Annotated in this window: 15 protein-coding genes and 2 pseudogenes; 13 read left to right on the top strand and 4 right to left on the bottom strand. The window is 46.7% G+C overall.

The window, feature by feature from the left end; translation table 11 throughout:
- Positions 1-713 precede the first annotated feature (713 nt).
- The 11 genes from ACZ52Z_RS12060 to ACZ52Z_RS12010 all read left to right on the top strand — a co-directional run bounded on the left by ACZ52Z_RS12060 (position 714) and on the right by ACZ52Z_RS12010 (position 17,131).
- Positions 714-4,550 carry a golvesin C-terminal-like domain-containing protein gene (locus ACZ52Z_RS12060; RefSeq protein ID WP_464267030.1) on the top strand — a complete coding sequence of 1,279 codons (3,837 nt, stop codon included), beginning with the start codon at positions 714-716 and terminating at the stop codon, positions 4,548-4,550.
- 166 nt (positions 4,551-4,716) lie between these two features.
- Positions 4,717-5,616: a glucose-1-phosphate thymidylyltransferase RfbA gene (gene rfbA / locus ACZ52Z_RS12055; protein ID WP_464267029.1), complete on the top strand. Its 900-nt coding sequence runs from the start codon at positions 4,717-4,719 to the stop codon at positions 5,614-5,616.
- 53 nt (positions 5,617-5,669) lie between these two features.
- On the top strand, positions 5,670-6,635 hold the full coding sequence (locus ACZ52Z_RS12050; RefSeq protein WP_464267028.1) for a glycosyltransferase family 2 protein: 966 nt from the start codon (positions 5,670-5,672) through the stop codon (positions 6,633-6,635).
- A gap of 48 nt (positions 6,636-6,683) precedes the next feature.
- The gene (locus tag ACZ52Z_RS12045) at positions 6,684-7,925 is read left to right on the top strand and encodes an ATP-grasp domain-containing protein (RefSeq protein WP_464267027.1); all 1,242 of its coding nucleotides are present in this window, start codon (positions 6,684-6,686) and stop codon (positions 7,923-7,925) included.
- A gap of 130 nt (positions 7,926-8,055) precedes the next feature.
- On the top strand, positions 8,056-9,369 hold the full coding sequence (locus ACZ52Z_RS12040) for a phenylacetate--CoA ligase family protein (RefSeq protein WP_464267026.1): 1,314 nt from the start codon (positions 8,056-8,058) through the stop codon (positions 9,367-9,369).
- A complete protein-coding gene (locus ACZ52Z_RS12035; RefSeq protein WP_464267025.1) occupies positions 9,366-10,415 on the top strand; it encodes a lysylphosphatidylglycerol synthase transmembrane domain-containing protein in 1,050 nt (349 codons plus the stop codon). Before ACZ52Z_RS12040 ends, ACZ52Z_RS12035 begins: the two co-directional genes overlap by 4 nt.
- Before the next feature lie 77 nt (positions 10,416-10,492).
- The gene (gene rffA / locus ACZ52Z_RS12030; protein ID WP_464267024.1) at positions 10,493-11,647 is read left to right on the top strand and encodes a dTDP-4-amino-4,6-dideoxygalactose transaminase; all 1,155 of its coding nucleotides are present in this window, start codon (positions 10,493-10,495) and stop codon (positions 11,645-11,647) included.
- Positions 11,648-11,942: 295 nt separating this feature from the next.
- Positions 11,943-12,746 carry an aspartate/glutamate racemase family protein gene (locus ACZ52Z_RS12025; RefSeq protein WP_464267023.1) on the top strand — a complete coding sequence of 268 codons (804 nt, stop codon included), beginning with the start codon at positions 11,943-11,945 and terminating at the stop codon, positions 12,744-12,746.
- A gap of 78 nt (positions 12,747-12,824) precedes the next feature.
- Entirely contained in the window at positions 12,825-13,847 is a 1,023-nt protein-coding gene (locus ACZ52Z_RS12020) for an ATP-grasp domain-containing protein (RefSeq protein ID WP_464267022.1), read from the top strand.
- A 27-nt stretch (positions 13,848-13,874) separates the two neighbouring features.
- Positions 13,875-15,236, top strand: coding sequence for a phenylacetate--CoA ligase family protein (locus ACZ52Z_RS12015; protein ID WP_464267021.1), 1,362 nt, complete (start codon positions 13,875-13,877; stop codon positions 15,234-15,236).
- A 233-nt stretch (positions 15,237-15,469) separates the two neighbouring features.
- Positions 15,470-17,131, top strand: a complete 1,662-nt coding sequence (locus ACZ52Z_RS12010) for an IS1634 family transposase (protein WP_464267020.1) — start codon at positions 15,470-15,472, stop codon at positions 17,129-17,131.
- A 191-nt stretch (positions 17,132-17,322) separates the two neighbouring features.
- Here ACZ52Z_RS12010 and ACZ52Z_RS12005 read toward each other — a convergent pair whose 3' ends face one another.
- The 3 genes from ACZ52Z_RS12005 to ACZ52Z_RS11995 form a co-directional block, all read right to left on the bottom strand.
- The gene (locus tag ACZ52Z_RS12005) at positions 17,323-18,855 is read right to left on the bottom strand and encodes an IS5 family transposase (RefSeq protein ID WP_464266804.1); all 1,533 of its coding nucleotides are present in this window, start codon (positions 18,853-18,855) and stop codon (positions 17,323-17,325) included.
- Between the two features lie 300 nt (positions 18,856-19,155).
- Entirely contained in the window at positions 19,156-20,547 is a 1,392-nt protein-coding gene (locus tag ACZ52Z_RS12000) for a right-handed parallel beta-helix repeat-containing protein (RefSeq protein ID WP_464267019.1), read from the bottom strand.
- Positions 20,548-20,958: 411 nt separating this feature from the next.
- Positions 20,959-23,490 carry a PKD domain-containing protein gene (locus tag ACZ52Z_RS11995; protein ID WP_464267018.1) on the bottom strand — a complete coding sequence of 844 codons (2,532 nt, stop codon included), beginning with the start codon at positions 23,488-23,490 and terminating at the stop codon, positions 20,959-20,961.
- A gap of 297 nt (positions 23,491-23,787) precedes the next feature.
- On the opposite strand from ACZ52Z_RS11995, the pseudogene ACZ52Z_RS11990 reads away from it, so the two are divergent.
- Positions 23,788-24,003 (top strand): annotated as a pseudogene (locus ACZ52Z_RS11990) (transposase); the annotation flags it as partial.
- 210 nt (positions 24,004-24,213) lie between these two features.
- Complete coding sequence (locus ACZ52Z_RS11985; protein ID WP_464267017.1) at positions 24,214-24,648, top strand: transposase family protein; 435 nt, start codon at positions 24,214-24,216, stop codon at positions 24,646-24,648.
- Here ACZ52Z_RS11985 and ACZ52Z_RS11980 read toward each other — a convergent pair.
- Positions 24,609-24,880, bottom strand: a pseudogene (locus ACZ52Z_RS11980) (transposase); the annotation flags it as partial. The gene ACZ52Z_RS11985 and the pseudogene ACZ52Z_RS11980 sit on opposite strands and share 40 nt — an antisense overlap.
- Between the last annotated feature and the right edge of the window lie 287 nt (positions 24,881-25,167).

The raw sequence follows: 25,167 nt of genomic DNA, 5'->3' as shown, positions 1-25,167 counted from the left end.
GCACCCCTGGCGTGCTGGTGCGGAATAAGCTTCACTGCAGTGGTATCAGTTAGGTTACCCCTGTGTAGCTGCACCTCATGGGGCAACTGCACTTACGCATAAATAATATTGGAATATTTATTTAATTTCAATATGTAAGATCAGGTGCCCTCGATCATCGCCAGCGTTTTCGAGCGTTGTTTGACGCTGCGGCTACATACTCATTTCTATTGAATTCCTGTTCATGGCTATGAGCTACCTGAAGAAGGTTTTGACACACTTTTTTCAGGAGTTCGAGCGTTTGGTTTGTTTATCTAAGGGCATTTTCGAATTAATAGGCTCGCTGGGAAGTTATGCCGTGATGTGATGAGGAAATTTGAATAGTGGGCTTGTCTTTTTGTTCAATATTCCGGAAAAGCAACCTTGGCATGATTAGGTTTTTCGGCAATCCGGAATACGGTCGGTGGTTTTGTTAAGTTTTTCGACACCTCGGAAAAACAATACGATTTCAATGATAACAAGGGCTGAATCTTAGTTATGGAAGCCAATGTATCAGGTTAGTGCTTTCGCAACTAATTAATTTTATGAAGATAATTGTATTGAATTTAGAGGGAGGGGGTGGGCATGGTAATTGCATAGATTGTATTGCGGGTCCAGTATGCTTCGAGTGCAGCGCCCTTACGCGCTTGGCGGAGAATATTGAAATAATATAGGGAAAACAGGAGCAGTTAACTATGAATGACAAAAGTAAGCATATGCTGTTTGGTTGGTATCTGGTTTTATGGCTATTTCTGCATTCCTTGCTCCTGTTGCCATCGATAACGTCAGCTGATGTGATTGTTGACAACGGGGATATTGCCAACACCTCCACTACTGGAATCTGGAATAATTCAGGCGGTCCTGGTTCCTACGGAACAACCAGTATATTCGCCCGTCAGGAAGGGACCCACACCTGGCAGTTTGATGGACAGCCGGCAGGCGAGTATGAGGTGCTGATGTGGTGGACGGTAGTCGATACCCGCGGTACGAACATCGACGTGGAAATTAATGCGGCAACCCCTGTTGCCACCACGGTTGATCAGACGGTGAATGGCGGGGCCTGGAACAGTTTAGGGACCTATTATTTTGATGGGGCTGGAAGTGTCACTATCACAGCGACAGATGAATTTCTTCCTGCTGTGAACAGGGTGGCAAGCACCTCTGCAGATGCAGTGTGGTTCCGCCAGGTGAGTGGTGGCAATGCCCCGCCTGAAATTATTGTGTTTGATGTTGTCGCTGACCCGCCCCTGCCAGGTGCATTTGTTTTCTTTGATGGCGAAGTTGTTGACAGTGATGGTGTGGTGGTCAGTTACCAATGGGTATCAAGCCTTGACGGTCTCCTTAGTGATCAGCCTTCATTTTCAGCAACGCTGACTGAGGGGATCCATACTATTTCTTTGACGGTTATTGATGATGAAGGGGGAGAGGCAACTGAAAGTCAACAGGTCGTCATAGGGTACCCGTCCCAGGAGGTCATCATTGATAACGGTGCCGATCCTGCAGAGACAGAATCGACAGGGGCGTGGAGTGTATCTAGTGGGCCCAATTCATATGGCACGATCAGTGTTTTTGCCCGTCCGGCCGCCACCTATACCTGGAAATTTAATGGCTACCCTCCTGGTGTTTACGAGGTGGATATGTGGTGGACGGCCGTCTCAACCCGTGGAGCCAATATTGAGGTAGAGGTAACTTCGCTGGATGGGGTGGACACGCTCTTTGTCAACCAGAGCCAAGGTGGCGGTCAATGGAACAATCTTGGCAGCTTTTCTTTTGATGGAGCTGGAGACGTGACCATTTATGCCACGAGTGAAATGGTCGGCACTCGAATTGCCAGCACCTGCGCCGATGCTGTTCGGTTTCGTTATGTAGGGGAGCTTGAGCCGGGAGGCGGCAACGCCCTGCCGGAGATCATCCTTTTTGATATCCTTGCAGATCCGCCCTTTGCAGGGGAACCAGTGTATTTTGAAGGCGAGGCGGTGGACAGTGACGGAGCAGTGGTCAGCTATGGATGGACATCAGATGTTGACGGATTTCTCAGTGATCAACCCTTATTTTCTGGGTCGCTGACTGCAGGAACGCACCAGATTACCTTGACCGTGACGGATGATCAAGGGGCTGAGGCAAGTAAAAGTCAACAGCTGATCATCGGTGGGCCGGTGGTGATTATTGATAACGGGGTGGACCCGGTGACTACCGAGTCTACCGGCACCTGGCGTGATTCCGGTGGTCCGAATTCATATGGCACGACCAGTGTCTTTGCACGACCAGCAGCCTCCTATACCTGGAGATTTGACGGCTATCCTCCGGGAACTTATGAGGTGGATATGTGGTGGACAAGCGTATCGACCCGCGGGACGAGCATTCAGGTGGATATCACTTCGCTGGATGGTCTGGATACGGTGTATGTTGACCAGAGTCAGGGGGGGGGGCAGTGGAATACGCTGGGCAGGTTTTCCTTTGATGGTGCGGGTGATGCGACCATTTACGCGACAAGCGAGATGGTCGGCAGTCGGATTGCAAGTACCTGCGCTGATGCTGTTCGCTTTCGCTATGTCGGTGAAATTGTGCCGGATACCAACCCGTCTATAGAGAATATCTATATCGTAAATGGGTATGTCACCCCTCGTGACATGATCGATGAAATTGTGCCGGACATCGAGCAGATCGGTGCGGTAGAGTCAAGCCCTGGAGTGTGGACTTATACCAATACTGACAAGGGCGTTACTTACTACATCCGAGAAGTGAAGGAGATGGCGGACTATGAAAAAGCCCTGCGTGACCCACTTGGGCATATCGTCATAGGCGGTCACTCCAATTATGGAGCTGGTCTCGCATTGATCAGCAGGAGCGAGAATGGCCACATCGACGCTTTTGATGCCCCGAAATGGTATAACGGCACGTCAGACATCGTTACCCCGGATGTTGGCGGCATGAGGAACGGCAATGACTATGTAAACTGGCAGCCTTTCTATCGCGACGGTACCCCAGCGATCGCCCCGTATACCTTTAGTGAAGGGCTTCCTCCATATAACTATTACCTCTCCTACGAAATACCTGGAGGGGATGGGACCCGTTACTTTATCGAGCGGCCTGACGGTAGTTATTTTCAACGATTCGGTTCCAATACGCAGACCCCGGTCTGGGATTCACCGTATCCACCGGACCCTGTTCAAGATGCTGAATATTTTGTTACCAACCCTGACCCGGAGTTCAACCACATCGAGTTTGTCGGCAACTGGCCGATAACTGAACGCGAGGCTGATGAGAGTAAATACTACAGCGGCACCAATTTTCAGGTAAATGCTGCTGGCACGGGGAACGACAAAGCTACCATCGTCATGATGGTCCGTTATCCAGGCTGGTACCAGGTCTATGCCCGATGGCAGCCTCGCCCTGAGCACGCGACCAATGCGGTATTTACCATCAATCACGCCAACGGTGCAACGCCGGTGACAGTTGATCAGACTGTCTCTGATGGTTCCAACGACTTGGGTGTGTACTACTTTAATTATGGTCGTAACACCATTGTCCTAACCGATGATGCCGATGGCACGGTGTGTGTGGACCGGGTAGATTTTATCTCTGTTGACGATGTACCCGGACTGACCAAAGCGGAATTTTCTGCGACCAACCGGATCGGGAATGGGCCACTGACCGTTGAGTTCAGTGATCGGAGTTTGTTTCACGGCACTTCCAGGAGAGGAACTTTTCTCTGGGATTTCGGCGATGGAACCAGCGATGAAAGCAATACCGAGCGCAACCCTGTGCATACGTACGCAGCACCTGGGGTCTATACCGTTAGCTTAACGGTAGCTGATACCGACGGTGTCACGGCCACTGAAGTGAAGGAAAACTTCGTTGTTGTCGATACACCGGCTCCACCCTTGACCGCCCAATTTCGGGCGAGCTCAATGGTGGGATGGCAGCAGTTGCTGGTAAATTTTTACGACCAGAGCACTGGGAACGGAACCAGCTGGCACTGGGATTTTGGTGACGGCAGCACCAGTGATGAGCAGAATCCATTTCATGTGTATAAGGGCACAGGAGAGTACACGGTTACCCTTACCGTTACCGGTCCTGATGGGACGAGTTCTGAAGTGAAGGAGAAGTATCTGGACATGCTGGTAGGCTCCACGCGGCTCGACAATGATTACCTGTTTAAGCCGCATTATTACTCCACATATCGCGGCCGCATTGTCGGTAAGATAATGATGGATGCCCGCAAGGCAAAACTGGAAAAAGGCATTGATCCCCGGGAGTACCGGTACCAGAGAATGGCGTATCTGACCTGTTTCACCGGCCAGTATTACATGGATCATTACCAACGGGGTATCATGTTCTACACCCATGCCAACTCAAGAAACCCGGTTCCCTGGCCGGACTATGTACGGCTGTATCTGCTTGGCAGTTCGGACGATGAAATCCTGAACGTCTTGAATAACTTGCCGTATGAGACTTATTCGTACGAAACCCTGCCATTCGGGCTCTATGGGTATTATGACTTCACCCAGAAGCCACCTTCCATGAGGTAAGAGTTCATTTCACCTGGGAGAAAATAGCGGACAAAGTTTCTTTGTCCGCTATTTTTGTGATAAGAGAATAATTAAGGGGTGTTTTTGTCATGATTTTTTTATGATCAGAATAGAGGGCGTAAGCCATAGGTCAAATTTTTTATCATCGTCTGCCTAGGGTAAAATTATGAAAGGGATCATCCTTGCAGGGGGGGCTGGAACGCGGCTGTATCCTGTTACCTATGTAACGAGTAAGCAGTTGTTGCCGGTCTACAACAAGCCCATGATCTATTATCCGCTTTCGGTGCTTATGTTGGCAGGGATAAGGGATATCCTCATTATTTCTAGCCCGATGGATATTCCCCGGTTTGAGCAGCTGTTTGGTGATGGGGCACAGTTAGGCTTAAATATTTCCTATGCAATTCAGGATGAGCCACGTGGTCTGGCCCATGCCTTTATTGTCGGGCGTGAGTTTGTTGGGGCTGAGAGCGTCTGTCTTGTCCTTGGCGATAATATTTTTTTTGGGCAGGGATTTCAGCCGGCATTGCTTCAGGCGTCCCATCTGACAACTGGTGCCCTTATCTTTGGGTATTGGGTTAAAGATCCCAAGCGGTATGGTGTTGTTGATTTCGACCAGGATATGAATGTTGTTGGCATTGAAGAAAAACCCGAAAAGCCAAAATCCAATTACGCTATTCCTGGATTATATTTTTATGACAACAAAGTAATAAGCATTGCAGAGCAATTAGAGCCTTCTTCTCGCGGAGAACTGGAGATTACCGATGTGAACAGGGCCTATTTGCAACAAGGTAAGCTCAAAGTTAAACTGCTCGGCCGAGGGTTTGCCTGGTTCGATACCGGTACCACGGAATCATATCTTGAGGCCTGTAATTATGTGGAGACCATTGAGAAGCGACAGGGGTTGAAAGTTGCCTGTATTGAAGAGGTAGCTTATCGGATGGGCTATATTACTGCTGACCAGATCAAGGTGCTGGCAGAACATCAACTAAAAAGCGGTTACGGTCAATACCTCCTTGATATGTTGTCTTTTGAAGTTCGCGGAGTTCTGAAATCAGATCCTTATTGAAGTGCGTTTTTTTATTTTTTTATAAATAGATGCCCGATGGAGGCTCCAGCTGTATGTATAAAATCAAACAACTTGACATTCAGGATACAACAGTATCAGTGGTCATACCTGTTTTCAATAGTGAGAATACTTTAGCAGAACTTGCCAGCAGGATAGAGTCTGCGCTGAGTCCGGTTGTTAAGGAGTTTGAAATTCTTTTCATCAATGATTGTAGTCATGATAACAGTTGGGAGGTGGTTGTCCAATTAGCCAGCCAAAAAGCCTCTGTTCGTGGTTACAATTTGATGACCAATTTCGGCCAGCATAATGCAATATTGGCCGGTATCCACCACGCACGCCATGAAATTATAGTAACTCTGGATGACGATCTTCAGCATCCTCCTGAAGAAATTCCAAAGTTACTCGAAAAACTTTGTGCTGGATACGATGTGGTGTATGGACGGCCTGCACAAAGGAGTCATAGCGCTTGGCGTAATTTTTCTTCAAAACTGTTGAAATCTTCCCTCAAAGTTGTTCTTGGCGCGGAAATGGGCAACCATAGTAGTGCGTTCCGCGCTTTTCGGGCAGAGTTGCGACGTGGTTTTAAAAATTTTACAGATGCTCAACTTTCGGTTGATGTGCTCCTTTCTTGGAGCGCTGCCAATGTGACCCATGTCTTGGTCGATCATCACCCCAGGAAGGAAGGGAAATCAGGATATACATTGAAGAAACTGTTGTTGCTTGCCTTCAATATGATCACCGGGTATTCGACGCTGCCGCTGCGAATTGCAAGTGGGGCAGGCGTGTTGACCTCGCTTTTTGGTTTGTGCCTCTTTTTATATGTCGTCGTTCGTCGCCTGGTTCAGGAAAACTATGTACCCGGATTTGCATTTATCTCTGCAGAAATAGCCTTGTTCGCGGGGCTACAGCTGTTTGCAATTGGTGTTATTGGAGAATATGTTGCTCGATTACATTTTCGAACAATGGGTAAACCCCCGTTCGTGGTTCGCGATGAGGTCGGTGAACGGCAGCGAACTTAAGGGATTTTAGGCAAGTCTCGGAGCCTATCGACTATACTGAATAGCATTATGATGAAAAAAACATTAATGATACTAGGGGCCTCTGAGTGCCAGGTTCCGATTATTACTCAAGCGCAGGAGATGGGGTTTGAGGTGGTTGTAATCAGCATGCCTGGCAAGTACCCCGGATTTGGCATTGCTGACAGGTTTTACGAGGTTGATGTTCGTGACCGGCAGAAAATTCTCCGTATCGCCCAGGCAGAGAAAATATCAGGAATACTCACAGACCAAACTGATATCCCTGTGACAACCGTTGCCTATGTTGCGGAGCAGTTGGGGTTACCCGGAATAGGGTATGACTGTGCCTTGCGTTTTACGAATAAATATCTCATGCGGCAGTGCTGTGAACAGGTCGGTGTTCCAGGGCCAAAACATCGCCAGGCATCTTCAGTGGAAGAGGCTTGTGCACTTGTTCCAGATCTTCAATTCCCGCTTGTCTTGAAACCGGTGGATAGTCAAGGAAGTCGTGGGATTGTTAAGGTACACAACGTAGAAGAACTGAGGGAAACCTTTGATGGGGCAATCGTTCATTCCGCTGAAAAGAAGGTGATACTGGAAGAATTTTTTCAGGGCAGAGAGGTGGTTATTGAGGGTTTCATGGGGAGTGAAGGTTTCACTAACCTGGTGATTGGCGATCGTGTATATTTTAACCTGCCCGACCTTTTTATTCCCGGGCAGACCATTTTCCCTTCCAGGGTTATCCCGGAACTGCAACAGGAACTGCTTGCAATAAATACCAAGTTGATTACTGGGTTTGCTCCAAAGTTTGGCATTACACACAGTGAATTTTTGGTTAATGAACAATCCGGTGAAATCAGGCTGGTAGAAACTGCCATAAGGGGCGGGGGGGTCTTCATTTCTTCGGATTTGATTCCGCTGGCATCGTCAGTCAATGCCAACGAATTGCTCATCAAGTATGCGATTGGTGAAAAGGACATTTCCCCAATTGAGCCAAGTCAGATAACGCATGGCGCATCAGCCTACCTTTGCTTCTATCTCCCAGAAGGGCAAATTCAGGATATTCAGGGGATCGAAGAGGTGCAGGCTATTGATGGAGTATATAAGAGTTTTCTTGATGGCCTGCAAGTCGGGCAAACCACCGCCAAACTGACCGATAAGACCATGCGACTTGGTCCAATATTGGTTGCTGCTAAAAATATTGATAGCTTGGGGAAAGTTATAGATAAAGTGAAGGAGACGTTGCACATTGAAGTTAAAACATCGTCAGGCGTCGAGCAAATTGTCTGGTAGATGGTGCATAAAAGGAAAATATATTTTATCTGCTCATGAACTTCAGGTGTTCGTTTTGTCGTATCTCGATGTTAGTGTTGTGAATGAAAAAATAGGCCTCAAATAACATAAACGAGCAAAGGTAACCTATATGAAAAAAATGAATCTTTCTCTTGCCAGTAGGACCTTTAAGCGATACCTGTTTTATCTTTCTTCTGAAAAATGGAACAAGGAAAGGTATGAAGCGTACCAAGATGAACAGCTGAAAAAAGTAATCAGGCATGCCGCTGTACATGTTCCATATTACAGAGAACTGTTTGCAGAGATAAAACTTGATCCTGCTCAGTTCCGTGGGCGGGAGGACATGTACAAAATACCGCTGTTAGAAAAGGACGTTTTGCGGACAAGGCAAAAGGATTTTATTGCCGATAACGCTGATCAGTTTGGGGTCAATTGGGATTCCACAAGCGGTTCAACAGGGACACCACTTCATCTGATCGTCGACAACGCAACCAAAGAGCACAAATTAGCTGCTGTTGTGCGGGCGTATCAGTTGGCAGGCTATTTCCCAGGTAAACGTACCTTCAGTATTCAAAGTTATACCTTTGAAAATCCTCTGCAGGTCGCAAAACGTTACCCTTGGGTCAATATGTGGCGTTTTAACTCAAAGCTGTTGAAAAAAGAGAGTGGCCTTGAAATCATAAATATGATCAACACCATTAAACCGCATATTTTTATCGGTTACCCGTTTTCTATTTTTATGATCAGTCAGTTTGCAAGGCAGGAGGGGATCAAGCTTCACCCATTTGAATCAATTATTACAGCAGGAGAGACTCTCTCAAGGCGACGTCGAGAATTGCTCGAAGAAGCGTATGGATGCAAGGTACATGATTTTTTTTCCCATCACGAAAATGTTGCGGTTATTTCGGAATGTCGCCATCAACAGATGCATATTTTTGAGAATTTTGCCTATAACGAGGTTGTTGACGAGGAAGGTAACACGGCTGAATCCGGAACAGGTCTTCTGGTAGGAACCGGCTTTTATAATTATGCCATGCCCCTTATCAGGTACAATGTTGCCGATAACGTGGTGTTTGACACTGAAGGGCGTACATGTGCCTGCGGGAGTCACTTTAGAGTTGTAAAGGAGATCATCGGCAGACAGAATGATTATATTGAGACCCCTGATGGTAGATTCCTTGGCAACGTCTTGGAGCATACAATCGATAACGCTAAAGGGGTTAAGCTTTCCCAATGTGTCCAGGATTCCGTTGATCATCTTTATGTCAACATGATCGTAGATGAAACATTCGAGGAAAAGTCAACTGATTCCATTACCGAGGCACTGAGAGTCAGATTGGGGAGTGAGATAAAAATAGATTTTAAGGTTGTTGAACAGCTCGAAAAGACAAAAAGTGGCAAGACACCGTTTATATTGTCAAAGATCGGACACGACTACGTATGAATCTTCCCAGGATTTTGGGAAAAAATGTAAACACCATCTGGTGGAAGAAAATCCGTAGCTGTATTCGCTGGGTTCTACCGATCTTCGTCCTTTACTTTGTCTTCAAGCAGGTAGACTTTGTCCAGATGAAGGACAATTTTTCTCAGACCGACCCCTGGCTTTTTTTTCTAGGCCTTTCTCATGCTCCGGTGATGATTTTTATTGGTGCTTTTCGCTGGTATTCTCTTTTAGCTCTTTATCAAAAAGCAAGGGGGGCACTCGGTTTTATCTTCAAGCATTACTGGATTGGACTGGCTCTGGGATTTTTCGTTCCTGCGTCTCTCGGCTGGGATGCTTACAGGGTGTATGTCGCTGGCCGCCGCTTTGGTGGGTATAGCCTCAATATGGTGATCATTGTCATTGAAAAAATTATGGCACTTGTTACCTGCATGTCCATTATTGTTATCCTCTATCCACAGTTAACCACTGTTGCGACCCCTGAAATTGAGCAAATTTATTTTCTTGCCACTGTGCTGCTATTAACAGCTCTGGCATGCATCGCGGTTGTAATCATTGTGATGCGTAACCGGCTTCTATCGCTAGGCCTGGAGAGAATAAATGGATACATGGCGGCAACCCTCGGTAAAATCGGTTCTAAGTTCGGGTTTGAAAATAAAACCAGATTAAGCCCGGCTTCTTTTCAGGAAATGCTGGCACCGGTTACCAACCCCAAAGTTTTATTGATTATTGCACTGTCTCTTGGCATACAGCTAGTCAGCTCAGTGAAGAGTCAGGTGTTCTTTTGCTCCCTGGGCTATGATTTGCCTTTTATCGTTAATTTGTTTATCGCCCCGACCCTGTACTTCATTTTTTTGCTACCCATATCGTTTGGTAGCGTAGGAATCCGGGAAGGTGTTTATATTTTATTGTACAGTCTCTTTGGTGTCCCGGCGGAAATTGCCTTGATCGTCAGTTTTTTTAATCTAGCTGGAATGCTGTTGAATAATGCCATTGGAGGTCTGGTCATGTTTTCTAGCGGCTCAGAGGAAAAAAAAATACGGATATAGCTTGAGTTAATTATCGCGCTTGTGTGTTATTCTGTAAATTGTAACAATTAAACTGAACTTTTTTACTGAGGAAAGACATGGCATTCCGTATTCCATTCAACAAGCCATTTATTGTAGGCAAGGAACTGTATTATATTGCTCGGTCAGTTTTAAGCGGCAAAATAGCTGGTGATGGTCTTTTCACCAAAAAGTGTCATGCGCTGCTGGAAGAAAAATTTGAAGCTCCAAAAATATTGCTGACTCATTCTTGTACGGCTGCTTTGGAAATGGCAGCATTGCTCTGTGAGATTAAGGAAGGCGACGAGGTTATTTTGCCCTCCTTTACCTTTGTTTCCACAGCTAATGCGTTTTATTTGCGAGGGGCAAAACTTGTTTTTGTCGATATACGTCCCGATACCCTTAATATGGATGAGACGCAGATTGAAAGTGCGATTACCGAGAAGACGAAAGTCATCGTACCTGTGCATTATGCCGGGGTAGCCTGTGAAATGTCCACTATTATGGATGTTGCGAGGAAGCACCATCTATTTGTGGTTGAAGATGCTGCTCAAGGGGTAAATGCTATGTATAAGGGGAAGTTTTTAGGTACTTTCGGTGATTTAGGTGCCTATAGCTTCCACGAAACAAAAAATTTTATCTGTGGTGAAGGCGGGGCGCTGGTTGTCAATAATGAGGATTTTATTGAACGCGCTGAGATTATAAGAGAAAAAGGAACCAATCGCAGCAAGTTTTTTCGTGGCGAAGTGGACAAGTATACCTGGGTTGATATTGGTTCCTCCTTCCTGCCATCAGACATTGTGGCTGCATTTCTTTATGCGCAGTTGGAAAATATGGAGCAGATTAACACGCGCCGGGAAAAGATATTTAATTTTTACTATCGCGAGTTGATCGACCTTGTGAATGAAGGGCATATCCGACTTCCATATGTGAGTAGTGATTGTAAGAGTAATTGTCACCTATTCTATATCATATTAAAAGACGAAATGACCCGAGATGCACTGATAGATTTTTTGAAAGAAAACGGAATTCTTTCGGTTTTTCATTATGTTCCTTTGCACCTTTCGCCGGTCGGTTTAAAAATGGGGTACCAGGAAGGGCAGTTTCCTGTCACCGAGACGATGAGTGGGCGCCTTTTGAGGCTGCCTTTTTATTATGAATTGGATAAAGAGCTGATGACGTTTGTGGTCGGTAAAGTCAAACAATTTTTTGCAAATACGTCATCAGAGGTTTAGGCTCATCTATGAATGAACCTGATGACGCATCTGCTGCCTTCTGAATCCTTACGTTTATTTTCAGGAGTTATAGTCGCTAGATTCTTCGTTTCATTTGAAAAGGGGGTAGCGTTCGATTTGGGCACTCTACAGGTGGACACCATCACAAGATGAAGCCTCATTCGTGAACGTAATCGGCGTACTTCTTGGCATGGATTTGTTGTGTAAAATTCGAATGTGAGGTGTAGTTGCGCTGTGCTGTTCCAAGCTATATGGCAACAATAAAAATCATCAGCAAGCATTTCATGAGGCTCTCATGAAAGAAACGAACAAAACGATTATCGGCGTTGTCGGCGGGGTCGGACCCTATGCCGGTTTGGATCTCGCAGAGAAAATCTTTGACCAGACCTGTGCAGAAAAGGATCAAGACCATCTTAAGGTCGTCCTGTTTTCCTATCCATCTGATGTCCCGGATCGAACAGAATTTTTAAGGGGAGAATGTCCTGAAAATCCAGCCGGTACTCTTTTTGAGATTCTGCAGACCATGGATGGGATAGGTGTGACTGTTGCCGGGATACCGTGCAATACATCTCATTCAGAGCCTATTTTTTCAAAAATAAGGGAAAAACTCAACGAGGTTAACTCTTCAATTGTTCTGGTGAATATGGTTGAGGCTGTGGCTGATGTCATCGCTCATTATCAACCAGCGATTAAACGAGTCGGGGTTTTATGTACGAGTGGAACGCGGCTTTCAGATGTTTATGGCCAGACTCTGGGCAAATTCGGGCTCCATGCTATTTATCCCGAAAATTATTATCAGGGACTTCTGCACAAAGCAATTTATGACCACCAGTACGGGATTAAGGCAGAATCAAGACCCGTTACAGACAGAGCAAAAGCCATAATCAACCAGGTGATGGAGCATGTAAAAGAGAAAAAAGTTGATGTGATTGTATTAGCATGCACCGAGTTGCCTTTAGCTTTTGATCAAGACGTATCAGGGGCTATACCCGTTATTGACACCACTTTGATTTTGGCAAGAACCCTTATTCAACACGTCGCACCTGAAAAACTCAGGCCGCTCACTTCGCTTCCCACCACCCCTGGATCATCAACTTGAACAAAAAATGTGTGTATAATAAAAAATGAAAGTCTGGTTAATCCAATCGGTCACGTCAGATAAACAAAGGGGGTTCATATGTTACGAGCAGTTCTATTTCGATCTAGAATCCGGTTTGAGGCCTTCCAGAAAAAATTATCTTCCTATGGGGTTGATTGTACGGTATTAGATTTTCAAGATGAAGACTGGATGAGCTTTGATTACAATCAGGTTGATTTTGTCATCTATTTCCCTTCGTTCGGTTTTTCTTCAAACCATCCTTTAGCACTTTCAGCTGTTCATGATAATTTAATCTATATCAGTAAACAGTTTCCTCACCTGAAGATGTTTCCTGATCCCAAGGGGATAAGGTATTACAACGATAAATATCGTCAGTTTTTATTTCTACAAGGCAATAATTTTCCAATTGCTGAGACCCTCCCTCTGCTGTCCAAAGAGCTTGTAGATGTCGCTGAAAGAAGATTTGGCTATCCAATGGTTATAAAAAACCGGTTTGGTGCAGGTGGAGGTTCGGTGTATCGAGTTAATGATAAAAAAGAGCTCACAAAGTTTTATAACCTGTCGACCATGAATTTTTATAATTTCGATTCGGCCAAACATTTTTTAAACTTGTTGACCAAAAGAGAGTTTTATTATTTTCTGATCAAGGAAAAAAAGGTCAATTTTCCGTTCTTTTCTCCTCCTATCTTGGCGCAAAAATTTATAAATATTGACCGAGATCTGAAAACTGTCATCGGTAATTTTAAAGTAGTTGAGGCACATTGGCGCCTACAGGCCACTAAAGAAATGTGGAAAATGAATATTGATGATGGTGGAATCGGAGAATGGAGTCATGTGCCTCAGGAAGCCATTGATTTGTCCGTTCGCCTCGCGAAGGCTCTGGATGTTTCCTGGCTCAATATTGACCTTTTGATGAGTGACGGGAAGTTTATTGTCAGCGAATTTTCACCGGTATGGCATCATTATCTCTATAAGGAAAAACCTTCCTTTGTCTACAAGGATGACTACAACATTGAGCCTCCGTTAGAAATATCTTTAGACTTGGAGCGGATTATTGTTGAATCGCTGGTAAAGGCTGTTTCAGGTGATACAGAAGTCTAATTTTTTAAGGTTGGAAACCGCGTCGAGATGGAGATTCTTTCCCCTTTGGTGAGACATGTTTTTTACCCTTTCTGGATGGCGAGGGATGGTTATGCACGGATACATAGTCATCTGAACCACTTCAATTCGCTTGATGAGTTGAGCAGACAGCAGCTTCTTGAGCGACAACAGACCAGACTTAAAGCGCTTCTGAAACATGCGTGTCATCACACTGTTTATTACCGTAAGATATTTGATGAGGCTGGCTTTGATCCTTCCAGTATGACAGATAGCGGTGAATTACTCAACTTACCATTGCTTACCAAGGAGGTGGTCAGAAATCACTTTGACGATTTGACTGCCAAAAACATTGCCAAAGAGGATTGTCTCCTCGCGAATACCGGGGGATCAACCGGGGTGCCAATGGAGTTTCTTCGGGATCGGAACAGCCTCTTTCTGCGAAAGGGGCAGGAATACTACTTTGACCGATGGATGGGATATCAGATCGGTGAAAAGATCGCACTGTTTGTCGCCGCTTCTCATTTTGACGGGACAGTGGATAAATTGAAAGCCAGGATCAGGAATGCTACCTGTGAGCGTATGCTTCGTTTTGATCCGCACAACATTACTGACGAGTACCTGGCTGAATTTTTACCTGAATACGTCAAGTATCGTGCACCTTTCATTAAATGTTTTCCCAATTCGTTAACGGCATTTGCGCATTACGTAAAGCGCCAGGGTATTCAGTTGCCGCCAGCGCGGGTCATTTCCTGTACCGGTGAAAATCTCTATCAGCACCAGCGGGAAATGTTTGAGGATGTCTTCGGTGGAGAGGTTTTTGAGAAGGTTGGGACTAGAGAGTCAGGGGTGTTTGCCTGTGAATGCAGGCTCCACAAAGGCATGCATGTTTTTACCGAGGGGGTGTTCCTGGAAATAATCCGTAAAGATGGTAACCCCGCTGGTCCGGGCGAAATTGGCAAAGTGGTACTCACTGATCTGTTCAATCATGCAATGCCGCTAATCAGATATGATATCGGAGATATGGCCGTTGCGGCTGGCGATAGAATATGTGCGTGCGGCAGCCAACTTCCGATGATTGAGAAGCTTCTCGGCAGAGATAGGGATATAATTATCGATAGTTATGGCAACCCTAAACCCGGGTACCTTTTTACCGAAATCATCATGCACATGAATTTGAGGGCTCAATTCCAGGTTGTCCAGCCTGATCACGAGCAATTGATTGTTAAAATTGCCAACAAAGATGCTGATGATATTGATATACAACAAATAGAAACAGCGTTTCAGGCTCTTGTCGGGCCTGACATTCGCATTTCTTTTGAAAGTGTAACGGATATTTCTCGTGATGCATCAGGGAAGTATGGGTATGTTGTTTCTAAACTCTCGCTTTGATAAATGTGAGTGTATCGCAGAGTGCCATGTACGATTAAAGCAGTAAACCTCACATAGACCTGACTTTAGTTTGAGAACTGTAGGCACGTTTTACTGCAGTCGAAAAATAAAATCACCTAATATCAGCATGTTGCACTTTCAATTCTCCTGATTTTGGTCAAAACCTGTAGGCACACGTTTGAGTAGTTTTTTATTGACAGGTTGGGGATACGCATTTTGCATGATAGGCAATCATGTATTTGCGAACTACTCAACGAAAGAACAAAGACGGCTCGGTAACAAAATACTACCAGCTGGCCCATAACGAACGGCATCCGGTCACCGGTAAGGTGACTGCTAAAATTATCCACAGCTTCGGGCGGGCAGACCAGTTGGACCGTGAAGCCTTGGTGCGGTTATGCCGATCCGTTGCCAGAGTCTGCGGCGTCGAGGTTATTGATCCTCTGGACGGTGAAGTGCGCAAAGGCGGCTTACCGGAAGATGTCAAGATCCTCCGGACCGTCGATTTCGGTACAGTTAAAATCATCGAGGAACTGTGGGAGCAATACGGTACCGGCAAAATATTCAGGGAGGTTGCCAAAAAGAAGCAGGTTCCCTATGAAAAAGCCCTGCTTGCCATGGTTGCCAATCGACTGTGTACTCCGGAATCAAAACTTGGTGTTTGGGACAGGTGGCTTGAAACTGTATATCTGCCAGGGTGTGACAGCTTGCAACTGCATCACATGTATGAGGCCATGGACTTGCTCCATAGCCATTCGGATAAGGTAGAGCGGGAGATCTTTTACAATGTGGCCAACCTGCTGAACCTGACGGTGGATCTCATCTTCTATGATACCACTACAGCATCTTTTGCCATTGATTATGAGGATGAGGAAGGCCCGCGGCAGTATGGTCATACGAAAGAAGGGACATGGGCGCCTCAGGTCGTTGTCGCCCTGGCTGTTACTCGAGAGGGTATCCCCGTGAGAAGTTGGGTATTCCCCGGCAATACTGCTGACGTCAGTACTGTCGAGACCATTAAAAGCGATCTTCGAGGGTGGAATCTTGGCAGGGCGCTGTTCGTTGCTGATTCCGGGATGAACTCCGAAGGGAATCGAAAGGAACTGGCTAAGGCCTGCGGCACATATCTGCTTGCCACCAGGATGGCCAGTGTCAAGGAGGTTAAGGAAACAGTTCTTTCGCAGCCAGGTCGTTACAGGGAATTCTCTGAAAATCTTCATGCCAAAGAGGTGAACCTCGCCAACGGCAAGCGATATATCGTCTGTTATAATCCGTCGGAGGCCAGACGGCAGGCCACCCACCGAGAAAAAATTGTTGCCATGCTTGAATGGGAACTCAAGCAGCACAAAGACAAGAGTGCAACCAGGAAATGGGCTATAGCCCTGTTGGGTTCTCGAAGGTACAAAAGATACCTGACCATAACTGAGAAGGGCACCGTCCGGATCGACCGTAAAGCCATAAAGGCTGCGGCAAAGTATGATGGCAAGTGGGTACTGGAAACCAACGACATCCACCTGAGCCTTGAGGATGCGGCCTATGGTTACCGTGGCCTGATGGTCATTGAGCGGTGCTTCCGCTCACTTAAGCGTACGCAGATCAAAATGATGCCAATGTACCATTGGGCTGAAAGGCGAATAGAAGCCCATGTAAAAATATGTGTGTTGGCACTATTCGTAGAGCGGATAGCGGAGCTGAAATGCAAAAAACCCTGGTCACAGATTAGACGGGTTGCGTCTAAAATACAGGCCACGGAGTTCGCCACACCAGATCACAGTTTTTACCAATTAAATGAGCTACCCAAGGGGGCGAAGTCCATACTAAGCTGCCTTGCAATTGACCGACTTCACACCGTTTTCGGCATAAAAATTGTTAAAAACGGTACTGCAATAACGTAGGCACACGCGAAAAACAGCGTCCTTTGCCAAGGCCCGCGGGAGCAGGCTTAGCGCCGAGGTGTTGATTTTGAATTTTAAACCCCAGCCTGATTGCCGAGGCCAAAAAAGAGCAAAGTTGCCTGGACAATTTTAGAGCTGTTCCTAATCTAGGGCTTCCTGAATAATGTGTTTTGAGCCGAAAACAGATTGGCTCATGATCTTTGACAACTCGCACGCTGTAGGGCTAACCAGCACAGCCCCTCTATCACCCCTACTATGACGCCGAAAAAAGCCGTTAGAGGGGCTGCAGCATGTCGTAAAAAAAGAAAGAATAGACACAAAAACGCCTCCCGCAGCAATTTTTCCAGGTTCATCACAATGAAGGTGATGGCGATCATGGTTTCACTGGTTTGCGAGAGTTTGGCCATTATTCTTGCAAGGCCGAAACGGCGTTTACCCTGTCCAAACTTCCCTTCGATGGGAATCCGATCACGTTCATCCTGTCGCTGCTGAAGCTTTTGGGCCTTGAGTGCCCCGGCATTCTTTTCCGTCTTCTTCTGGGGCCTCCCCAGGGGTGGTCCAGACATGCGTATCCCGTGCTTCTTGCAGAACTTCCGATTATTTCGGGTGCGATAAATCTTATCACAATGGACTGATGCCGGATAATGCCCGAAGCGTTTTCTGTAGTCCTCAAGCTGAGGAATCAGGTCTCCGCACTCGTTGTAGGGATCCCAGGAAAGATGGTCAAGAAACACCTCCCCTTCGACCAGACTGGCTGAGAGTTTTGCCCCGAACTCAGTGGGAGCAGATGCCTTACCCCGTACAATGGGTCTCACGTGTGGCTGACTGATGCTGACGATCCGGTCATCAACTCGATGGCACCGGTTCTCATACATCCACAGTTGCTGACGGTGTAGTTCATGAATGACCAGCAGATCACGGTATCGGCGAGGGCGCAGATGAGTCAAGGGCACCTGTTTGCTCAACTGTTCTATGGTTCTGAGGTTACGGCCGAGGAAACGTAACTGTTGCCCAAGGGCTTTGCGTCTGTGACGACTGGCATGTTTGCGTTTTTTGACATGGGCAAGATAAAGACGATGCGCTTTCCTGCGGTATGTCCGCGGTTTGCGCTGCGTCCCCTTCAGCGGCTTAAACAGAATATCGATGATCTGTTCGCTTTTTATCCGAGCCTCGTTGACCAGGCTGATATCAGTAGGGTAACGGATGTCAGCCGGGGCACAGGTCGCATCGACAATCAGCTTGCCCTTGTTGCTGCCCGGTGAATCATCCTCATCATCGTTATCGTCTTGTTCTTTCTCAGCAGTGGCTTGCTGTGTCGCTTGCTCGGCATTGACTATGGCTTCGTTGATTTGATTGAGCTGCTCCAGGTTAAAACGCTTGCGAAAATGGACATACATGGAGGGATCGAATGGAGGTTCATCGCGAAATTCTTTGAACCCAAGAAAGAACTGTAGGTAAGGGTTCTCCTGGATCTGCAGTACGGCCTCCTCATCACTCACGCCAAGACGTTCTTTGATGATGAGAGCACCCAAGGCAACACGAGCCGGTTTAGCAGAAGGACCAAGGCCGCTTCCAGCAAACTGCTTTGCATAGAACGACTCAGCAAGTTCCCAGGGAATCATGTCGGCCAGTTTGACCCAACGATTATCACTTCGGAGTTTACCTCCAAAGGGGAGTACAAAGTCTACGAAACTGAGTTGTTTGCTATACCTTTTTCGATACATTATCAAATAAAAGTGCAAGGGTTTGATAGGTAACTATCCGTTTTTCCTGCACATAATAACACGTAGTCAAAAGAATTCCTATTTAATTTCAACTGGTTGAGAAATAATCAGGAAGCCCTAATCTACTCTTCCTGGTTTATCCATTTCCTCAACACCCTCCTGAGTAGTTTTCCCTTACCGTACAACACCATGGTGATGCAGAATTATCTGCCTCACCATGGTGAGGATATTACGCTAAACCACTAGTGCAGAAATATCTTTTTTTGGCAAAGCGCGCTTACACACAACTAGTTGAACTTTTTATTGCTGAATTGCAATCGAGCTAATAACCGGGGGATCAGGTTGAGTGGCGACAGGATCAGAAGCCTCTGGTAGTGCGCCGGTGTAGTTGTCCTGACAGGTACCGGAGGTGACAATTTTTACTTTACCACCACCTCTGATCTGTGATTGGCTGGTGACGGAACTTTTGCAAAAGGTCACTTTTGAAGAGACATCCGAGCTGACCTGCACTAAATCACCTTCTGCCTGGTTGCCGCTTATCTCATTATTGCTGAAAACAATATCGCTCAAAGAACTGCTGCCATTGATTCTGACGGGAACCCCGTTCCATCCTCCACCAGTATATTCAATGGTATTGGAATAGATATCTAAATCAGCAACGTTTGAGGTATAGAGCATGATGACGTCACTCGCACTCTTCACATCATTATTGTAGAATCTGACTCCGCTTGACGCTGGGGCCTGGTCCCCAATGCTGAGGACATTTGTTTTGTTCGCACCACTGGCATCGACAATGTTGCCGTGAATAACATGTCCTGTAGAGGCGGGGTTGCCGGGGTCAGATGTCCGGATCCTGAATACGGCGACGCTGTTATACCCGCTGTTGTTCGAGGTAACCGTGATATTGTTGTCATAGATCTCCCAGTTATCTGTGTCTGAGTCCATCAGGAACAGCCTGCCGTGATCAGAGGCATAATGAATGGCGTTGTCGTATATTTTGTTGTTGTTAAACGGTCCCCAGGCAGCAAAAACGTTTACAGCAAAGGAATCGCTGCCCACATCAATGGTGTTCTCATAATATTCCTGATTGTTCCCTGACAGGTAAAAGACAAATGGGTACGATCCTGCATTTGGGTAAGTGTGGTTGCCGACCCTTACCGTATTGTGATGAACGTGCCACGGCCCGCTTCCCTTAAATCCATAAAACCTGTTGATCCCGCCGAGATTAAAGGTGCAGTATTGAATATCCCCTTGACTTGATAGATCGACTTTAATGCCATAGGTTCCTTGGTCATTTTTTCTCCCTTTCACATTAAAGATGGAATCACGAATGGTTATATCGCTACCGCTGCCCTTAATGGCATAAATATAGCCGGACCCGCTGTAACTGGATTGGGTAATGGTCAGATCGCGAATCTCAACACCTGATTTCCCATTGATGTTAATAGCCGTTCCAGCACCGGAGACGCTGTGGGTAATGGTTTTGTTGTTGCCGTCAATGGTCACATTGTTAGCGTTTATGGTAATCCCGGTTCCTGAGCTGATCGTGAGATTCTGTCCGAGATAATATACCTCTCCGGATTTGCTGCAAGTATAGGGTAAACTGTTAATTGTCGTTGCCGAAAAAGCCTGGGCCGGTAGGTAAAAACAGGCACATAGCAGAAATAAAGCTCCTAGGTGAATTTGTCTCATGACACTATCTCCTTAATAAAATAATAGAGTGTTAATTGTTTTTGAAATTTTGGTGCCATATCAATGGCATCTGGTCAATCGTACATTGTTCAAGAAAAATAAATAGCCAGTATCCAAAAAGGGCGGAAAGTTTGGCGCCAGTTTTAATTTATGCCGCTAGTTTCGCTGTCTTCGTGTTGTAAAGTTACCTGTTCTGAACTGTTTTGCTGGCCCAGCAGGTATCAGTTGATTATTGATCAGTCATTGGGGGACTACTTAACCTTCAGTGGGTCGCAGGGGCATGTTTGAGGCGCCCTGCACCTGAACCTGGTTTCCTGTTCCAGGTTCAGGTGCCGCCGGTCAGTGGTCAATATATCTCCTCCTCTCGTATGGCTCTGCGATGAGGCGCTGCCGGTATTGCTATCCTCCTGATTACTTCTCTGCAAAGATGAGGTAACCGATGACTTCTTTCGTATGGTAGACTTCAGAATCGTTCGATCGCTCCTCTTCCACCTTCACCGTGTAGCTGGATGTAGTGGTGTCTTGCACCCTGAGCGCGGAGGTGTCCGCCCCGTCCGTTGTTTGCATTTCGGCAAAGACAAAGGGCATGCTGGTGGTAGCTTTTTGATAGTTTACGCGTTTCCACTCGTGGGTCACTGTGTCTGCGGTGAAAGCAACTTCAAGGGAGATCGTGGAAGTGGCAATATATCCTTTTTGAAAGGCTATATAGTTGATTCTTTCGTTAGCATGGGTATTGGTATTGGCTTCTTGTTCACGGAAGTAATAGTTGAAACCGCTGGCTGAGCCTTCGCCAATGCGGCCGCTAATCGTCGAAGATTCATTCATCGATGCGACGGTTGTCAATACGACCGGGGTGCTGGGAAAGGTTTCTTGGAAACTCGTTGTTTTCCAGCTGGTGGCTCCGCTAAAGGTTCCTGCTTCTATGTGGTATCCACCAAGGTCATAATGCCCTTTTTCAATAACCATGTAGCTCACGGTTTCGATATCATGCGTACCGTTGCAGTAATCCCATTCGGCAAACTTGATCTCAAAGCCTGATGCGTCAATATTTCGCAGGCGAATGACACCAGGATCGGTACCATTGTAGGTCGGAGGTCCGGCGATAATGATTGGGTCGTGGAAGGACTGTTCCAATTTAACATATTTCCAGCTTGAGTTGACGTCGACCTCGCCGATTTCCATGGTGAAAGGCTGGGGTGCACTAGCTGGTTCAACGGTGATGGTGGTGCTGGCGACTGCTGTCTTGCCTTTATCGTCTGTTACCTCAAGGGTCGCTGTGTAGGTTGCCTCGGCGGTGTAGGTATGGCTGGTTGAAACACCGGTTGCAGAGGTTCCGTCACCAAAGTTCCATGTATAGGTTTCAATGGTCCCGTCACTGTCTGTTGAGTTGGCGGCACTGAGGGTAACAGTCAACGGCGCCCCTCCTGATGCATTCGTTACGCTGATTTTGGCCTGTGGCGCCTGGTTTGCCGTATCGCTCTGCTCGGTAATGATGATGGGGATGTTGGTGGCATTGGTTGTCCCCTGGTTGTCGGTTACGACCAGGCTGACAGCAAAGGTGCCGGCGCTAGCAAAGGTGTGACTGGCATACTTTCCGGTTGCAGAAGAGCCGTCGCCAAAGTTCCAGGCGTAACTGCTGATGGTGCCGTCCGGGTCTGTTGAACCTGAAGCATTAAAATTAATAGCCGCTGGCGCTTCTCCGGTAACGGCAGAAGAGGATATTGCGGCAGTTGGTGCCTTGTTTGCTGTCGTTCCCTCGGCAACGGTAATGGTGACGGTGTCATTGCTTGTGTTGCCTTGACTGTCTGCAATGGTCAACTTGGTGGTATAGGTTCCGGGTTGAGAAAAGGTATGGTTGATATTGCTGGCTGTTGCCGTGTCTCCATCCCCAAAGGACCAATGGTAAGCGCTGGCGTCGCCGCTGGATGCAGAGGCGTCAAAGCCAACGGTGAGCGGGGCAGTTCCTGTGGTTTTATTGGCGGTGATCGCCGCAGAAAGTTCGGTAATTACCGGCGCGTTTGCTGTGGTATAAGTGAGGGTGTCGGAAAGGGTATATTCTGTGCCATAGTAGACTACGGTGATGCCAAAGTCGCTTGCTGAGCCGATAGAGCTGGTGGAGTCGATATCATTGTTCTGATCGATGGTGACAACTGTGCCGGCCGGATCGGTTGTGCAGGTGAGTTCTCTTACTTCCGGATTGCTGGTCTCGCAGAGGAGTTCATCGTTTTGATAGATTCTGAATCCTGAGTACCCCGAAGGCCCGGAAAAACTCCAGCTAAAGGACAACTGCTCCGAGGTAAACAGTTCGGCGTATGCTGTTGGGTCAAACTGCAGGATATTTGATCGTTCGGATTCAAGGCCACTGTTACCGACGGCCGACATGGAGAAGTTCATCATGCTGTCGGTCAGCTCTGTATTGCAGGTGATGGTCGTCGCGTAAGGGTTGCTGGTGGCACAGAGTAGCGTCTCGTCGACATAGAAGCGATATCCGCTGATGGATTCTGGCGACACATAGTCTTCCCATATAAAGGTAAAGGCATGGCTGACTGATGTATCCGGTGGTGTAGGAGGGGGCGTTTCTTGGGTGAAATTGAGTGGAAAAGGTGCTGAGTGGGGGCTTTCTGAGCCATCAGTGAAGGTGGCGGTAAGGGTGAATGGGGTCGTGTCTTGGTACAGTGACACTGCGCAGTCCATGGAGGTCGCATTGGGGTTTTGAATCTCGCAGGCAAGGGAGCCGTCCTGATAGAGACGAAACCCACTTACCGTAAGTTCACTTGGAGGGGTGTACCCCCCCCATTCAACATGAATGGAGCGATCGGCTGCGGCTGCACTGGTTGCAAACAAACAGAGAAAAGCCAGAATAAGGAGTTGAGCGTTACGGTTCAACATGATGTAAACAGAGTCCTTTAGGTTGATGCTGAATAGATAGGGTAATAATTTCATTTTCTCCGTTTTACAGCAGGATATGTGCCATGTTGTTATTTGAAAGGGATCTCTTTAGATGCTGGCGTGTTAGCAAATTTAGTTAATCTTCGGGATAGACGATAGAATTACGATAGAATTACGGTAATGTAATTGCAGGGTCGTGAGCTCTATTCGGAATGTAATTCGCAGTCAAAGAGATGTGGTGGTATCCACTCAGGCTAAGTGATTGGGAGCTGTGAATGGTAGTGATCTGTCCCTTGGATTTTATACCAGTTGACATGTTAGACTTGATGTCATTTCAACTGGAGAACCCCAATGAAAAGGAAGCGATTTAGCGAAGAACAGATTATCCGCATACTCAAAGAAGGAGAAGCTCTCGTTCACGTCAGGGAAGCCTGCCGCCAGCACAATATCACAGAACAGACCTATTACCGCTGGCGCACCAAATATGGTGGCATGGATGTTTCAGATGCCAAGCGTTTAAAAGGCCTTGAAAAGGAGAACGCGGAACTGAAGAAGTTGGTAGCCGAGCTCCCTAGATAATCGCATGCTCAAGGATGTGGTAACAAAAAAGTGGTAAGCCTTGCCAGTCGACGGACCGTTTCCGACTACTTGCAGACCACCTATCAGGTCAGTGAAAAACGCTTATGTCGCCTTATCAATCTCAAAAGAACCACGAAAAGGAACAGGCCTCGAACCGATCGAGACCAAGAGTTGAGAATAGAGATTCATCGGCTATCGATGCGCTATCCTCGGTTTGGTTATCGCAAGATCCATATTATCTTTACCGTAGAGAGGAAGCCCTTTTCTCTTCGCTGCCCCTGTTGCAAAGGACTAGATATTATCCGTCACGGCGCGTTACCGCGCTGGTTTAATTCTGTCCCTTTAGGTGGTCGCCCCAGCTATATAGTGACCTATGTCACTCGGGTTGAATGCAAGCAATGTAGTATTATCCGTCAGGCTGATATTGGTTTTGCCGACAAGAGGGTAACCTACACCAAGGCGTTGGAACGCTATGCTTTGGGGCTTGCCAGGTACATGACCATCAAAGACGTTGCCATACATTTGGGGATCAGTTGGGATATCGTCAAAGGGATGCAAAAACGCTACCTCAAAAAACGGTATAAAAATCCCTGTGCTTCCTTGAAGGGACCCGTTGAAATACCTTTGAGGTAGGCTAGGGCAACACCTCTTCAACACTTTTGGTTTTTCTCAGATAGGGTGGCAAAAGATTTGAGTTGAATTTAATCCCTTGCCCACTTTTGTCTCGAACCTTTGCCATTCTGACCTATACCGGGCAAACCACGGTTTGAATCTCACGTTCTGGTAAATAACCACTATATATTATTAGCCGACGACGTCCTTGTTGGTCCTTCAATGCAGAATATTGGCTGAGAAGCGTCTGCAGGGGGATAAAATGCCGACTATTGAGAGTGCAGTTTTAGGTGAGTAGAGGGCCGAATTAATGGTAAAATATCGTTTCTAAGCGCAGGGAAACAGCTCCCATGCTGTAGCCTGATTGAGAGAGGATGTTGCAACAAGTTGGGGCAAGGTTCTTGTCTTTTAAGAACACAAGGAGTGGTGGGAAATGAGGAACAAGGCTGCGAAACAGTAATGATGATGCAGAATCAGTCTGCATCATCATCATGCAACCAATTTTAAGGCAACAGTTATTACAAAGTGAATTGTGTGCCT

This window comes from Desulfogranum aggregans (assembly GCF_055398265.1).
Note: the sequence above shows the minus strand (reverse complement) of the source record. Positions and strands in the feature narration are given on the sequence as shown.

Bases quoted from the DNA above. Each gene is read 5' to 3' on its own strand.
- ACZ52Z_RS12060 (WP_464267030.1), top strand. From the start codon at position 714: ATGAATGACAAAAGTAAGCATATGCTGTTTGGTTGGTATCTGGTTTTA.
- rfbA (WP_464267029.1), top strand. From the start codon at position 4,717: ATGAAAGGGATCATCCTTGCAGGGGGGGCTGGAACGCGGCTGTATCCT.
- ACZ52Z_RS12050 (WP_464267028.1), top strand. From the start codon at position 5,670: ATGTATAAAATCAAACAACTTGACATTCAGGATACAACAGTATCAGTG.
- ACZ52Z_RS12045 (WP_464267027.1), top strand. From the start codon at position 6,684: ATGATGAAAAAAACATTAATGATACTAGGGGCCTCTGAGTGCCAGGTT.
- ACZ52Z_RS12040 (WP_464267026.1), top strand. From the start codon at position 8,056: ATGAAAAAAATGAATCTTTCTCTTGCCAGTAGGACCTTTAAGCGATAC.
- ACZ52Z_RS12035 (WP_464267025.1), top strand. From the start codon at position 9,366: ATGAATCTTCCCAGGATTTTGGGAAAAAATGTAAACACCATCTGGTGG.
- rffA (WP_464267024.1), top strand. From the start codon at position 10,493: ATGGCATTCCGTATTCCATTCAACAAGCCATTTATTGTAGGCAAGGAA.
- ACZ52Z_RS12025 (WP_464267023.1), top strand. From the start codon at position 11,943: ATGAAAGAAACGAACAAAACGATTATCGGCGTTGTCGGCGGGGTCGGA.
- ACZ52Z_RS12020 (WP_464267022.1), top strand. From the start codon at position 12,825: ATGTTACGAGCAGTTCTATTTCGATCTAGAATCCGGTTTGAGGCCTTC.
- ACZ52Z_RS12015 (WP_464267021.1), top strand. From the start codon at position 13,875: ATGGAGATTCTTTCCCCTTTGGTGAGACATGTTTTTTACCCTTTCTGG.
- ACZ52Z_RS12010 (WP_464267020.1), top strand. From the start codon at position 15,470: ATGTATTTGCGAACTACTCAACGAAAGAACAAAGACGGCTCGGTAACA.
- ACZ52Z_RS12005 (WP_464266804.1), bottom strand. From the start codon at position 18,855: ATGTATCGAAAAAGGTATAGCAAACAACTCAGTTTCGTAGACTTTGTA.
- ACZ52Z_RS12000 (WP_464267019.1), bottom strand. From the start codon at position 20,547: ATGAGACAAATTCACCTAGGAGCTTTATTTCTGCTATGTGCCTGTTTT.
- ACZ52Z_RS11995 (WP_464267018.1), bottom strand. From the start codon at position 23,490: ATGAAATTATTACCCTATCTATTCAGCATCAACCTAAAGGACTCTGTT.
- ACZ52Z_RS11985 (WP_464267017.1), top strand. From the start codon at position 24,214: ATGCGCTATCCTCGGTTTGGTTATCGCAAGATCCATATTATCTTTACC.